Source organism: Chitinophaga sp. (assembly GCF_035538455.1).
GTDB lineage: Bacteria > Bacteroidota > Bacteroidia > Chitinophagales > Chitinophagaceae > Chitinophaga.
Genome location: NZ_DATLKJ010000152.1, coordinates 40,512 through 55,921, shown reverse-complemented (window position 1 = coordinate 55,921; position 15,410 = coordinate 40,512). Strand labels below are relative to the sequence as shown.

The window sequence follows — 15,410 nt, the reverse complement described above, 5'->3', positions numbered from 1 at the left end:
CCAATATATGTTTCAGAAGAAGATATTTTTTATAGCAGGAATTATTGTCAGCTTACTATTTTGTCTGAATATCCAGCACATATATGCACAGAAAGGAGTTAATAACCTGCCGGTGCAGGTCAGGGCGCCGGGAACCGGTAGTGAAGCCCCGTTGATATTTTATATTACGGGAGATGGCGGTATGAAGAAGTTTTCCGTCAATGTGATCGATGCCTTTCATGAACAGCACTACCCGGTGGTAGCCCTCAATGCGCTGAAATACTTCTGGAACAAAAAAACACCCCAACAGGCAGCGGCAGATGTAGCCTCCCTCATTACCTATTATCAGTCGGCCTGGAATACCAATCATGGCATTGTGCTGATTGGATACTCAATGGGCGCAGATGTATTACCTTTCATTTATAACCAGCTGCCGGCGGCAGTCTCCAGCCAGGTGCAGCAGCTGGTCTGCCTTTCACCATCGCGTTTTACGGATATGGAAGTACATATCTCTGATATGCTGGGCAAATCTGCCCACAAGGGAATGAGCGTGCCCGCAGAAATGAACAGGATTACGAACAAACCATTACTGATTGTTTTTGGAGAAGAAGAAAAAGATTTCAATCTCAAAGATCTCACCATACCACATTACAGAAAACTGGTACTACCCGGCGGACATACTTACGATGAAGATGCATCCGGCGTGGCAGGTAAGATTATTGCGGCTTTGCGGTAATGCAAACACTACTGTTCATCTTTCAGCCGCGCAGCAATCACAGCAGCCGCCTGTATGGTGACAGGTATTTTGTTTCTCCCTATCACCACATAGTTATCACGCTGGTAAATAACATGATTGACGTTCACGACGTACCATCTGTGTACACGCAGAAAATCTCCCGCTGGTAAACGGGACACAATCCAGTCCAGTTTTTCGGTGGTAGCAATCTGCTGATCGATCATGTGCAGCAGGATATGATCGTCCATTACTTCCACGTATTGTAACTGGTTGTAATCAATTTTCAGAAGACGATCATCACTGCGGATGACGAAGTAGTGGTACTGAGGCTCCAGCAGGGTGAAGTCGCGGGAGTCACGGATAGCATAATGAATACGTTGCAGTACATCATGAAAGTGGTTGTAGCTGAAAGGCTTTCGTACGAGTTCCACCGCTTTCATACTGACTAGTTGCGGCGTTTCAGGCACATTACATAGGACGACGACGGGCAGCGCTTCCGTTGGTTCAAGAAGAGCGAGCCTTGGCTGCTGCATTTCAGACACTTTGTTACCGATCAGTAATACATCTACTTTATGGTTACTGAGGTAATCATGAGCGGCTGTCATTGAGTCAAAGCTTCCATCAAAACGGACGAAGGGCATTTTCCCGATATAGTTTTCTAACGCCTCAAAACCTTCAGGGGCCTGTCCCAACATGATACAATTCATTGTCATAGGGTCAGATGGTTATTTATGCGGTAAGATCAGAAATACAAATTCTTGCCGGCTGGCATAGTTATCTGAAAACAGCAGGTAACTGGATAGAAACCCGCGTCTAATCTAAAATCTAATCTAAACCGCGTTAAGAAAAAAATATCCTTGAAACACTGCTATGATAATATCACAACAGAGAAGTGATCGTTCTTTGAATCCAACCTTAAAATTGCAGGAAATAAAAGTGGCGTTGGTTAATCAGCAGTTAACAATACAAGAATAAGAAATGGACAGGAGTAACAATAGCACTCCTGTCCACTCTTTTTAAAGGTGAATAAAATAAGGTTTTCACGATAGCTGTTTATGTACAGTCATGATAAACCCAGTTAATTCTGCCGCAGACAGCGGCGCAGGCGCGGAGCAGCCATCCGGCTGGTCAGGCGCGGTCCAAGGTTACCATAAGCTCATCAGGAATAAAAGCAACACTACCGGCGCGACGGTAATCAGGTTCTTTGAGAACCGGATATTGAATCCGCCTTTCTCCGAATAGTAATAGCTTTCTTTGTACCGGTCGTATTCAATTGGAGCACCTAACTCCTTCATCATTTTGAGGAATTCATAGAGTGTTCTTTCGGAAATACGAAGCCTTTTGGCTAACTGTGCAGGCTTACCGGTCCCTTTGATCCTAATCAGGTAATCAATGGTCTGTAGTCGGTCAAAATAACGCTTTGGCATGTGGCATAGAGGGGCTTAACGGTTATTAATTGAATTTACAACAATATGTAAGATTAAACCAGTTTTCTCATATATATATTTAATTGTAAATATTAGTAAACTGATTTAAACGGGTTTTCGTTAAATCGGCTGCTGGTTAATAACATCTATGCGATCGAATGGCGTCCGTAATATTAAGTTAATAACGCCAGATTACCATATATATTTGCGATAACTTCATAAAAAAAATACTACTGCAATAATGCTGCATAGATAATGTTGGCAAGGGCTGCGCCATAATCTGCTACAGGATCAGGCGGACGTACTGCATATATCTTTCCATCCCTGCCAACAATGATTAAAGCAGGATACCTGTTGATATTATATTGCTCCCGCACTTGTTGTAACTGACTACCTGCATACAAATGCACACCGGGATAATCAGTGATACCGGCATCATTGCAGGAAATATGCAGGAATACGACTTCATCTTTCTTAAAACATTTGTTGATCTCCGACAGTGATGACAACAACGGATCATCGGTATTGCAGAAATGCAGCAACACTACTTTACCGGCAAACTGGCCAAGACTCACCTGATGCCCTGTATTATCCGGCAAACTGAAAACAGGCGCCACTGCTCCCCGGCTGAGGCCCCTGCGTATATTGCCGTAAGTAGCTGCTATAGCCTGTTTGCAGCCCGGATGCTGCACCAGCGAAAGATAATCACGTGCACATACCGCCAGTTCATCCTGCGGCCCTCCAGCTGCAAGCCCCTGCAACAACTGGTGCGCCAGCAGCTTGTCGCGTAACACGCCCGTATAATGCCCTTTAATCCATTCGTAAATATCTCTGTCACTACACTGCCGATGATACTGCGAAAAGTAATCAGCTTCTGCTTTTCGCAGGAGATACCGTAAATAGCGTATAGCCGTAGCCGTTGTATCCGATATTTCTATATGAGGAAGGTCTTGTAATATATGATTCCTGTAAAAGGCAGCCTGCCTTTCCGCGAGTATGCTATCCGCACGCAGCCGCCACATACAGTCAATCAGTTTGCCTGCTGTTTCGCCTAGTACATTGGCTCTTATAATTGTGTAATCTGCGGTGGTAAGGCTGTCGCGGTATACATTCAGTATTGCCGTTGCCGCAGCCAGTTGTTTTTTATACCATGCTACCCTCAATGCTGCATCATTGCCTGCAGGCGCGGGAATGTTCCGTTGTGCCTTCTCCGCCAGGTATTGCGCGCTGCAACTCACCGCTCCCTTGCCACTGAACACCAATGTATCTGCGCCGAAAAACAGCTGTACATTATCACCTCCGTGCAGCATGCCGTAAAAATTATTTTCTCCTCCGGCGTCCGCATAAAAGAATATCCGTCTGCCGGCAACGGCAGGCATCTCTATATAAAAACTATCTTTCTGTAATACAACATCACGGGTAACAGCGGGCGAAATACCCGGCTCTTCCCAGGAAGAAAAAGAAATACTTCCTCCATGATGGTCCTGTACATGCCCTGCCAGTAATAGTATAGACTGGGGAAATGAAGTGCCGCAAATACCAAGGGACACTATTAACAATGAGAGTAGTTTTCCAGGGTGCATACGATAACAATACTATTAAGGTAAGAAAAAATCCCCGTGGTAGAGACCATAGGGAGCTTTAGTATTCACAACGATAGTAAATGAAAACTTAAAAACCATTAGAATCAACAACCCATAGTACAATAATAGCGGGAATAATTCTAGAAATGGTTAATCACTTCTAAACGGCAAAATTTTAACATCCCGGGCATCATCAGACACCCGGTTAACACATCATCAAACCAGCCACCAGTCTACAAATTCAGCCAGTAAACCAGCTTTACAACAAGGGCCCGGTTCTTTACATAAAATGGTTCAGGGAGATAATTATCTGTGTAAACAATAAACAGGTCAGAAGCAGGGCGATAACGCCACTGGAAGCGGGTGTTCAGGTTCATGTTCTTCTGTTGCCCGTTGTACTGCATAAAGCCGGTAAAAAAGAGGGTATTGGTCATTGTGACATCCACTCTCGGGCCTACCAGCCAGAAAGCATTATTGCCCCAGGGCTGGGGCAGATTGATATTGTTATAGTTAGCACTGAGCGCTATGCTTACATAAGGCTGGAAACGATACCCCAGCTCCGTATTGGCCATAAACCTGGTACCATCTGCATAATACCCCCCATAGCGTACAGAGAACGCATAGGTAAAAAGACTTTGCGGCTTCGATACATAATCTGCGCCCATCGTATTCCAGTTATGCCGCGTACCCGCTGCCAGACTATCTTTACGCGTATTGGTGGGATCAAAGGGCTGCAACAGCCGGATATAAGTATTGGAAGCCCATATATTCAGCGTATTGCGTTTACGGAACACAATGCCATAATTCAACATGGTTTCATTGTCTGTGCTGTTGAAATGCTCGTCCATAAACCATGTGGTGGTAACCTGTGGTCCGTGGCTCAACACAGCGCCTGACCCCGGAAAGAAAAGGCGCGTTGCCTGTGGCGCCATCTTGATATAGCCCTGCCTCGGCACATATCCTACTTCTGCATTATAGTTACGGCCTACATATTCATGTTGCCATCCTATATTCCATTTCTTGCTCGTGTAGTTCAGGTTGGCCGCGTGTACCATATCATGGCCGCTCCTGCCAGGCGTATATGATTTCAGGAGAAGTGCCTTACCCGTCCAGAAATTATTAGAAGAAGCCAGGTTATACTCCAGCCCGAAGTTGCGGTTGAATTTTGAGTAAACGGGTTTGTCTTCCACTTTGGAAGGATCGTAGTTCAGCGATTCCTTGTTGATAAAGATGAAGCCGATATTGGAGCGCGAAAAAACCCTCCGCTGTAATGCCGCTACGGTGAAGTTCTGCGCAGGCAATCCTGTTTCTTCCTGTCTGCCTGTCTGCATATTCATAATACCCAGGCGCCAGTTCCTGTTGAGCTTTCCGCTCAGTCTTGCGCCGAAATGGATGGGCACACCCAGACCTATGCGCCGTGAGAAAAACGGGCGGATGGTACTGTAACCGAAGTTGGAGAACTGATCTCCGTTCTCCAGGAAGAACTGTCTTTTCTCCGGGAAGAACAACTCAAAACGATCCAGGTTGGTCACCTGCTTATCTACGTCCACTTGTGAGAAATCAGGATTCACGGTGAGATCGAGATTGAGGGAAGACGTTACGGCAATCTTGGCGTCCAGTCCCGCATCACGGCGAAACTTGGAAGAAACGCCCTTATCGTAGTCTTTGGAGACACCACCCAGCAAGTAAGGTATCAATGATATATTAGGGCCTGCTGCCGGTGGCGGTGCATCCCAGTCAAGCGAGCCGGTATAAGCCAGGGAGGCTGTGGGAAACTGCCGTGGGACCGGCGCCCATGCCGACTTCTCTGTCGTCTTCAGGTCATTACGGCTGAAGTTGATGCCCCATTTGGTGATCCCTTTTTTATAGCGGATGGTTTTAAAAGGAATAGCTGCTTCAAATACCCATTTGTCTGCATAATTCTTCACCACAGAATACCACTTGTTATCCCAACTGAGATCTACCTTCCCACCTTCGTACATCAGTCCGTCCCACTGGGCGCCGGCAGCATTGGCCCCAAAGGTGAAGCCGTTGGTCTGGTCATCAAAAGGATCCATGAAGAAAATGAAGTTATCGTTCTTCAGAAAAGCAAAATCACGACGTAATGATTCCACCATGTAAGGACCACTACCTACTTTAAAGTTTTCCACCAGCACATACATGTATTGATCATCGTAGGTCATGCGTACATCCGTGCGTAGTTTTGCAGCACTTGTATCCATCGGCAATACCATGCGGAAATCGGTAGCCGCTTCTGCCTGAGCCCAGGCCTCTTCATCAATGATGCCGTCAATCTTTACCGGTGATGCTGCTTTGCGGATATGCAGATGATAGGATTCGTTTTTCTTTTGCTGCTGCGCCCATACCGGCGTGGCAAGCAGGCAACAACATAATATACGTGGAATTATATGCACAGTCGGGATTTTTTTATTTTGTTATTTTCTTATGTGGTTATTTAGTTATTTAATTCTAAAATCCCAGAATTTAAATACCTAAATAACCACATAAAAAAATATTTAGTTCCTGTTATTCTTCAGCTGTACTTCCGGCTGCGGAACTTTTACTGTAGTGGTTCTGCTGCCGCGACCGCGTGCATCAAACACTTTCAGCTTAACAGTCTTACCACCGGCTTTAACAGGAGCGGTATACACCGCGCTCTTCAGTGTAGGCTCGTCACCGTTAGTAGTATACCGGATCACAAGACCTGGCAGCTGTACATTGGCGCGTAACGTACCATCTTCTACCGCCGCTCCGGCTGTAGGTATACGCCAGTTGTAACCACCATTGTAATAAGTAAGACGTGGCATTTCCCGCTTGCCCAGTACATTGGCAAACGTACTCCACGCCGCATTGTAGAGTGCATCGGCCTTAGCAGGATCCTTCTCTTTCGCCCACTCGGGATCGTGTGCCCATGCGCGCTCGGCAAGGCCCAGCAGCTTTGGAAGCATCATATATTCCATGCGATCGGAGCTGGTTACTGTTTCACTCCACAGCAGCCCCTGTAGTCCCCTGATGTTGGATTGTCCAAAACCAGTGAGCCGGTCTTTCCCTACAAAGGTGGTTGCCGTCACCGGATCACCTTTTCCATCCACTTTGGAATTCTTGTAATAGTCGAATGGAATGAAGTAGAAAGGTTTATCCACATCTACAAATCCTCCCCAGTAAAATCCAGGTTCATCAAATGATTTCATCGCAGCCATGTCAAAATAAAAATTACTTACACCGGAAAGAATCACTTTATAACCAGCGTTGGCCAGACGATAGGAAAGATCTTCCTGACCACCACCGATCACGTTATTCCATACATTCAGCTGGAAATTATCGTTCACAAAATCAGGGTTGGGAATACTCTGTCCCTGACCGTCTATAGTGGTTTTACGCATACCAGCTTCCTCCCATGCCGCCACTTCAAGACCACGTGCCTTCAGCAGGTCACGTACTTTTGTGTAGTAGTAGTACCAAAGATCGTTCACGTCTTTGATCTCCGGATGTTGCTTTCTCAGCTCATTGCAGGCAGGCGATCCTTCAAACACCCCACCGGGTACTTCATCTCCGCCCATATGAACGGCAGTAAGCGGCGCACCGGCTTCTTTATACATAGACTGCAGTTCTTCTACTACTTTGTCCAGGAAACGGTAAGCGGAAGGCAATGCCACGTTCATCACGTTATCGTTCCAGTTTTGTACCGAACGATATTTAGACTGATCCTGGAAATCTGTCAGCAGGTATTCTTCTGCTTCTTTATCCTTGCCCTGCGCTTTCAGGCGGTGGTAGCGGGCTTCCATAGCCTTCACAGAGGCACGGGCATGGCCTGGCGTTTCTATTTCCGGTAAAACGCGTATATGCCTTTCCGTTGCATAACGGAGTATCTCAATAAAGTCATTGCGGGTGAGGTAACCGGTACCGGCAGCATTGGTTGTATCGGGGCCGGAGCCATAGGAAGGAGGCAGCATATTCTTCCAATCCGTACTGTGTCCGCGTTTAGAACCCACTTCTGTCAGTTCAGGCAGGGAAGGAATCTGCAAGCGCCAGCCTTCATCATCGCTGAAGTGGAAGTGCAATACATTCAGTTTGTACAGCGACATCACATCGAGGATGCGCAGGAGATCCCTCTTGTTGTGGTAGTTACGGGCCACGTCGATCATAAAAGCGCGGTACCCGAAACGGGGATAGTCTTTCACTTTCACGGCCGGAATGGTTACTGATTTCTGCACAGCAGCCCAGACATTGGGCGCAATCAGAGACTTCAGCGACTGTACTGCATAGAAAGCACCCTCATTGCTACCGGCAGTGATATCGATAGATCCCTTGTTTACATTCAGTGTATAGGCATCCGCAGCAAGGCTGTTGTCTTTTTTCAGGGAGATGGTCACCTTACCGGGATTTCGTTTGCCCAATAGCGTTACCATCTCAGCGGAGAGATATTTTGCGGTGGAATCCAGTTCAGGTACAGCATTGATAACAGGTGGCGCATCCAGCACAATACTGCCCTCTCCTTTTTCATAGGATTTGGGAGTAGGGAATACCAGTGGGAGCTCCTGTGCCGGAATATCCTTTATCAGTGCATTCTGTTTGAATATATCCGTTGGCGTTACTACTGCAGTTTTATCGCCCGGGTAACGCATCAGTTGCTTTGCTGTAGTGGACGAACGGACACTGTAATCTTTCAACGAAATACCTTTTTCCGGCTGTTCATCCCACACGATATACAAACCGGCAGGAGCATCCGTAAAGTTGATCGCCCATGCCTCCCCGTCTATACCGAGTTTGATGGAATCGCCCGGAGCGATGCCTGTAAAATTATCTGCCGGAACAAACCGGAAAAGATCTCCGTTCACATGTTCCACTTTCACATTACCGGGCAAAGTGCCGGCTTTTACCATGCGCACAAAGTTGAAGTACAGCTGCCATCCTTTGGCAGGGAAAGGTTTGTTGGAGGTATTGATGAATGTGAATTCAGACAGGAAGCGATTTTTTCCCTGATAATGATTCTCCACCACCTGCCAGCTAGTTCTGAGACGAGCTACATCAAAGGAAGTCGCCTTCTGCGCATATACAGCACCGGCTGCATGGGTCAGCAACAAGCCTGATGCCAGCAGTTTCCTTAAAAAATTAAGCCTGATCATGTTGATGATAAATTAGAAATACGATGTGATAAAAAACAGGACTACCAGGACACTACTACTGGTGGCCGACAATGGCATACTATTCCCGGTCAAGTCTTCTGGCGCCACGCTACAATGGCATTTGGAAATATAGAAAGTATAACGCAAATATGCAAATTGACAGGATAAACGGAAAGCCAACAATCAGGTGCCGTCGCTTGTATATTTAACGTGTTCGCTGCTGATTATTCTTTAACTTTAATCAAACATCGATTGTTATGGCCAAGGGATTTATCTGGTTTTCCTGTATCAGCTTATTGTCAGTGATTGTTTTAGGAACATTTTTTCCGTGGATTTTCTGGTTGTTGATCATATTGCTGCCTATAATTATCATGGGCATTCTGGACATGATGCAGACCAAACATGCGATTATCCGCAACTACCCGATAGTAGGGAGAATGCGTTACTGGATGGAGGCGCTGCGCCCTAAAATCTACCAGTACTTTGTGGAAAGTGATATTGACGGGAGCCCTGTTAACCGTGTAGACCGCTCCACTATTTACCAGCGCGCCAAACGTGAGCTGGACACACAGCCTTTCGGTACCCAGTTCAACGTATATGCAGAAGGATACGAATGGATGGCACATTCCATACAGCCGCGTGATTTTGAATTGATGGAGAAAGACCCGCGTGTAACGATTGGCGGGAAAGATTGCGCGCAGCCTTATTCTGCCAGCATCTTCAATGTAAGTGCCATGAGCTACGGATCACTCAGCTCCAATGCAGTAGAAGCACTGAATGGCGGCGCGAAGATCGGCAACTTTGCCCATAATACCGGAGAAGGAGGTATCAGTGATTTTCATCTCAAACAAGGCGGGGATATTATCTGGCAGATAGGTACCGGTTATTTTGGTTGCAGGAATGAAGAAGGAAAATTCTCCGATAGCCTGTTTGAAGAGAAATGTGCGACACCTCAGATAAAAATGATAGAGCTGAAATTGTCACAGGGCGCCAAACCGGGCCATGGCGGTATATTACCGGCTGCTAAGAACACGCCTGAGATTGCGGCCATCCGTCATGTAAAACCACATACCACCGTATTCTCCCCTCCTTACCATACTGCATTTGGCAGCCCGAAGGAGATGATGTTATTCATTGCGCGGCTCCGCAAACTCAGTAAAGGCAAGCCTGTCGGTTTTAAGCTGTGTATAGGCCAGCAACGCGAATTCTATGCAATATGCAAAGCCATGATCGAAACAGACATCTATCCGGATTTCATCACAGTAGATGGTGGCGAAGGAGGTACGGGTGCAGCACCACCAGAGTTCTCCAACTCCGTGGGGATGCCTCTCATGGATGCGCTGGCCTTTGTACACGACACACTAACGGGATTCAATATACGAAATCACATCAAGCTCATCGCTTCCGGTAAGGTACTCACAGGCTATCACATCCTGCGTGCACTCGCTCTCGGCGCAGATACCTGCAACAGCGCACGTGCCATGATGATGGCGCTGGGCTGTATACAGGCATTGCTCTGTAATACCAATAAGTGTCCTACCGGTGTGGCCACACAGGACAAATGGTTAGCAGCCGGCCTCGTTGTGAATGACAAGAAACACCGTGTTGCCAACTATCACCGCGATACTATTGAAAGCGCCGTAGAACTCGCTGCCGCCATCGGATTACAGGAACTGCACCAGATCACGCGCAGACACATCTTCCGCCGTGTTTTCATGAATCAGGTACGTACTTTTGAAGACATATATCCCAGCACTGCTCCGGGAACTTTACTGAACGGGCAGACATCTGAACATCTGAAACGAGAGCTGGAGGCAATTGCCACAAACCAATGGCCGTCCTGATCAGTGCTCTTGTGGCTGATACAACGCCACCGCGTTATCGTAAGAGATCTTCTGTGCCAACGCATCAGGAAAATTGCGGAGAATAATATTGAGATCTGCTACAGTAAATGGTTTTGGAGCGCGCGTAGATGGCAGGTCCGTACCAAATATCAGCGCCGCCGGGTTAATGGCTGTTATCTGCCTCATTACCGGCAGTACATCAAAATCGCAGCGGCTGAAACCTGTAGCCTTTATCACAGCCCCTTTTTCAACCAATGGCAGCAGGTATTTAATACCTGCGCGTGACAATCCCAGGTGATCAATCACTACCTTCGGCAGTTTATGCAAAGTAGTGGATATTCCTGGTAACTGGCGGGAATCGATATACAACTCTACATGCCACTTTACCAGGTCATGCACGCGAAGCGCCAGCTGTTCCAGGTATTTCACACTTTCTGATCCGCCACGCTGTACATTAAAGCGTACGGCGCGCACGCCTGCGTTATGCAGTGCAATAATCTCATCATCTGTGGCGCTGGCCGGTATCTGTGTAACCCCTACATAGCGGGGACCGAGTACTTTCAATGCTTCCAGCAAATACTGCTGGTCAAATCCCTGGAATGAACCAGACACGATAGCGCCGCCTGTAATATGCAATGCGGCTGCCTCTTGCAGATAGTCGGCAGTGGTAAATGACGGAGGAAGGTATCCCTGATTGGGGTTCATCGGGAACCGTTGGTCAATGATATGGAGATGTGCGTCGAATATGGGCCTTTCAAACATATGCTATAGCTTATGCTACACAAGCTACAGAAAATTTTTTATTTGGTTATTTAGTTATTTTAAATGCAGTGGAGTTGATCTCCACTGCATTTAAAATAACTAAATAACCAAATAAAAAATTTTCTAAATATTCATGGCTGCCGCTGCTGCTTCGTCCACAAACCAGTGCAGTTCCCCATCCTGCGGCCTTATCAGCTGGGACGGATATTTTTCTGCATCGAATGTTCCTTCAATCACACTCTTCAGCGTAAGCGCCTTTCCGTTGCCGGTAGCCAGAAACAACACACAGGCAGCATCGTTCACTACCGGAGCGGTTAAAGTGATGCGATACATATCCTGAGCTGGCAGAAAGAATGCCTTTACCCAGGCTTTCTTTTCATGCAGCACTTCTGTTCCGGGGAAGAGGGACAGGGTATGTCCATCATCTCCCATACCCAGCAACACGAGATCGAAAGTGGTGTCGGTACCTTTGAAATACTTCTTCAATATCTTCTCATATTCAGTGGCTGATTCCTCTGGTGATATGTCCGTGCGCATTATGTGGATATTTTCCGCAATTACAGGCACTTTATCCAGCAGCACATCAAACGCCATGCGGGCATTGTTCCGTTCATCTTCGTAAGGCACGGCCCTTTCATCTCCCCAGAAAAAATGTATTTTCTCCCAGGGGATCATTTCATTGTACGGCGCCTTAGCCAGGAGCGCATACAGTAGCTTGGGCGTGCTACCCCCTGAAAGTACAAAGGTAAACTGTTCCTGTTGCTGCAATACTTCCAGGATATAATTGCTGATCCAGGCAGCTACGTTTTCGCTCAGCTGTGCCGAATCTTTTGCGATATGTAATTCCATAGCCGGAAGCCGAATTATTTTGTTGGTAAATTAATCCATGTATGTCCATCCCTTGCGATGAGCGCATCTGCATCATCCGGCCCCCATGAATCGGGTGCATAATTCGGAAAGTCTTGCGGAGTACGATTTTCCCAGGTATCCAGGATGGGCATAATCACTTTCCATGCGGCATCCACCTGGTCACCACGCATGAACAAGGTAGCATCACCTTCCATCACATCCAGCAGCAGCGTTTCGTATGCTTCCGGTGCATGCTCACCGTTGGCAGCATCGTAGTTAAAGGTCATATCTACCGGGTCCAGTGTCATAGTCTGACCAGGGCGTTTTGCCTGGAAGCGGATACGGATATCCATTTCCGGCTGAATGCTGATGGTAAGCCTATTGGGGCGCCATGTCTGCGTAGCCTCCATTGGGAACGCATAGTGCGGTGCTTCCTTAAACTGCAGGATAATATTGGTAGCTTTCTGGTTCAGGTATTTACCCGTGCGCACATAGATAGGCACGCCCTGCCAGCGCCAGTTGTCAATGTAGAACTTAACAGCGGCGTAGGTTTCCACGTTCGATTTAGGGTCCACTCCTTTCTCTTCGCGGTAACCCACTACCTTATCGCCTTTCTTCCAGCCGGAAGAATACTGTCCGCGTACAGCGTATTCATGTACCTTATCCGGTGTGATACGGCGGATAGCGTTGAGCACATCCACTTTTTTGTTGCGGATCTCGTTCGCATCAAACGACACCGGAGCTTCCATGCCTATCATACAAAGGATCTGCAGAATATGATTCTGCACCATATCGCGGAGGGCGCCCGCTCTTTCGAAGTAACCACCACGGCCTTCCAGCCCTACGCTTTCAGCGGCAGTGATCTGTATGTTATCGATAAAGTTGCGGTTCCAGATAGGTTCGAAGAGCGCGTTAGCAAAGCGGAATGCCAGGATATTCTGCACTGTTTCCTTACCCAGGTAGTGATCTATGCGGTAGATCTGTTCTTCTGTGAATTTTGCAGCGAGCAGTTCATTCAGTTCATGTGCGCTTTGCAGGTCATGTCCAAATGGTTTTTCAATGACAATGCGTGTGCAATGCTTATCACTGCAGAGATTCAGGTTACCCAGCTGTGTAGCGATATTGGGCACGAGCTGCGGAGCTACCGCCAGATAGAAGATCACATTGGGATGTACTCCCCATGCTTCTTCTTTCTCTTTTACAAAATCAGTGATCCTTCCGTAGGCTGCAGGATCTTCCGCATCCAGCTGGAGGTAAGATACATGCTCACTGAAATCTTTCCAGTGTCCGTTCTGTTCTCCTTTCCTGCGTGAGAATTTGCTGATACCATCCAGCAGGTGTTTATGGTATTCTTCATTGCTGTAGGAACTCCGTCCGAGACCTGCAATAGCAAATTGCTCAGGCATCCAGTCGTCCAGGAAGAGATTGTATAACGCAGGTGTTAATTTCCGGTAATTCAAATCGCCGCTGCCTCCGAATATAAAAAGGATGGAAGCAGGAGGGCGTTTATGGATCTGCATATCTTAGATTGAAAATGAACTTTTTTTATGATTGCTGCCATTCAGTATGGAACGTGCCGGCGATATCTGTACGCTGATAAGTGTGTGCGCCGAAATAATCACGCTGCGCCTGTATCAGGTTAGTGGGCATCCTTCCGGTGCGGAATGCATCGAAGTAGGTCAGTGCTGAAGACAAACCGGCTACAGGTATACCTGCCTGTACTGCCTGGGCAATCACACTTCTTGTGTTTGTCTCCACAGATTGTACGAGGTAAGCCACACCTTTATCCAGCAGGATATTAGCCAGATCGGTGTTCTGCTGATATGCCTGTGTAAATACTTCCAGCAGGGAAGAACGGATGATACAACCGCCTCTCCATACTTTCACTACTTCCGGCAACGGGATCTCCATCTGCAGTTCGCGGGAAGCTTCATGCAACATAGCTAGCCCCTGTGCATAACTCAGGATGGTAGCGAAATACAGGGCATCGTGTACCTGCTTTATCCACATTTCTGTATTGCTGTGAATGGTGGTTTCGGGAGCAGCATATAATTTCTCTGCCTCCAGGCGTTGCTCCTTGTAGCCGGAGAGCGTGCGCATAGCTACTGCGGTATCAATCACCGGAACGGCTACCGGCAGTTCCATCGCATCCTGTGATGTCCATTTGCCAGTGCCTTTGGAACCAGCTTTATCAGAGATCATGTCTATCAGTCTTGCCGATGTCTTATCATCATTCTGCAGGAAAATATCTGCTGTAATTTCTACCAGGAAAGACTGTAATGCGCCCTGGTTCCAGCTTTTAAATACTTCATGCAACTGATCGTTATTCAGTCCTGCCCCTTTCTGTAAAAGTGCATAACACTCGCTAATAAGTTGCATAATCGCGTATTCGATACCGTTATGCACCATTTTCACATAGTGGCCTGCGCCTTCCTTACCCAGATAAGCCACACAGGGAGTGTCCTTCACTTTGGCCGCAATGGCTTCCAGCATCGGTCTCACCTTGGCATATGCTTCCTGGTCGCCGCCCGGCATGATGCTCGGGCCTGTACGTGCGCCCTTCTCTCCACCGGAAACGCCTATACCCATAAAGTGGATACCTTTTTCGCGGAGATACTTCACCCGGCGCAGCGTGTCAGTATAATGGGAGTTTCCTCCGTCTATCACCACATCGCCCTGCTCCAGCAGCGGCAAGAGTGAAGCAATTACATCATCAACTGGTTGCCCGGCAGGTACCAGCATCATCAGCTTGCGCGGACGTTCCAGCAGTTGTACCATTGTGGCCAGCTCTCCCACTCCTTTTACGGTTGTGCCCGGAGTAGCGGAAGATTCCAACGCAGCATTCTTGGCAGCGTCCTTATCAAAGCCAATTACAGAAAAGCCGTGATCTGCCATGTTGAGCAACAGGTTGCGCCCCATTACCCCCAGCCCGATCATTCCAAAGTCATATAAGCTGTTTGCCATATTGTGTAGTTATACTTTAGGAGATGTAAAAGTAGACAATTCAACTGATTTATGTGATTTGTATGTTTTTCGTAATGAGCGAAAATGATGTTTTGTACACTAACAAACAGGGCAGATTCAATGTTTGATATATAAAGATA

At 47.2% G+C, this 15,410-nt stretch carries 11 protein-coding genes; 2 read left to right on the top strand and 9 right to left on the bottom strand.

Annotated elements, in window-relative coordinates:
* The first annotated feature begins 7 nt into the window (after positions 1–7).
* Positions 8–715, top strand: coding sequence for an AcvB/VirJ family lysyl-phosphatidylglycerol hydrolase (locus VM802_RS18105; protein WP_325533076.1), 708 nt, complete (start codon positions 8–10; stop codon positions 713–715).
* 8 nt (positions 716–723) lie between these two features.
* On the opposite strand, the gene VM802_RS18100 is transcribed toward VM802_RS18105, so the two are convergent.
* From VM802_RS18100 to VM802_RS18080, 5 genes are all read right to left on the bottom strand, one after another.
* Positions 724–1,428, bottom strand: coding sequence for a LytR/AlgR family response regulator transcription factor (locus VM802_RS18100; RefSeq protein WP_325533074.1), 705 nt, complete (start codon positions 1,426–1,428; stop codon positions 724–726).
* Between the two features lie 432 nt (positions 1,429–1,860).
* On the bottom strand, positions 1,861–2,142 hold the full coding sequence (locus VM802_RS18095; protein ID WP_325533072.1) for an HTH domain-containing protein: 282 nt from the start codon (positions 2,140–2,142) through the stop codon (positions 1,861–1,863).
* Positions 2,143–2,372: 230 nt separating this feature from the next.
* Positions 2,373–3,701, bottom strand: coding sequence for a TlpA family protein disulfide reductase (locus VM802_RS18090; RefSeq protein ID WP_325533070.1), 1,329 nt, complete (start codon positions 3,699–3,701; stop codon positions 2,373–2,375).
* Between the two features lie 257 nt (positions 3,702–3,958).
* Positions 3,959–6,139, bottom strand: a complete 2,181-nt coding sequence (locus VM802_RS18085) for a carbohydrate binding family 9 domain-containing protein (protein ID WP_325533069.1) — start codon at positions 6,137–6,139, stop codon at positions 3,959–3,961.
* Between the two features lie 102 nt (positions 6,140–6,241).
* A complete protein-coding gene (locus VM802_RS18080) occupies positions 6,242–8,851 on the bottom strand; it encodes a family 20 glycosylhydrolase (protein WP_325533068.1) in 2,610 nt (869 codons plus the stop codon).
* Positions 8,852–9,108: 257 nt separating this feature from the next.
* On the opposite strand from VM802_RS18080, the gene VM802_RS18075 reads away from it, so the two are divergent.
* On the top strand, positions 9,109–10,695 hold the full coding sequence (locus VM802_RS18075; protein ID WP_325533067.1) for an FMN-binding glutamate synthase family protein: 1,587 nt from the start codon (positions 9,109–9,111) through the stop codon (positions 10,693–10,695).
* Here VM802_RS18075 and VM802_RS18070 read toward each other — a convergent pair whose 3' ends face one another.
* The 4 genes from VM802_RS18070 to gnd all read right to left on the bottom strand — a co-directional run bounded on the left by VM802_RS18070 (position 10,696) and on the right by gnd (position 15,270).
* Positions 10,696–11,457 carry an amidohydrolase family protein gene (locus VM802_RS18070; protein ID WP_325533065.1) on the bottom strand — a complete coding sequence of 254 codons (762 nt, stop codon included), beginning with the start codon at positions 11,455–11,457 and terminating at the stop codon, positions 10,696–10,698.
* A 123-nt stretch (positions 11,458–11,580) separates the two neighbouring features.
* Entirely contained in the window at positions 11,581–12,306 is a 726-nt protein-coding gene (pgl, locus tag VM802_RS18065) for a 6-phosphogluconolactonase (protein ID WP_325533063.1), read from the bottom strand.
* 14 nt (positions 12,307–12,320) lie between these two features.
* Positions 12,321–13,826 carry a glucose-6-phosphate dehydrogenase gene (gene zwf / locus VM802_RS18060; RefSeq protein ID WP_325533061.1) on the bottom strand — a complete coding sequence of 502 codons (1,506 nt, stop codon included), beginning with the start codon at positions 13,824–13,826 and terminating at the stop codon, positions 12,321–12,323.
* Positions 13,827–13,851: 25 nt separating this feature from the next.
* On the bottom strand, positions 13,852–15,270 hold the full coding sequence (gene gnd, locus VM802_RS18055; protein WP_325533059.1) for an NADP-dependent phosphogluconate dehydrogenase: 1,419 nt from the start codon (positions 15,268–15,270) through the stop codon (positions 13,852–13,854).
* Between the last annotated feature and the right edge of the window lie 140 nt (positions 15,271–15,410).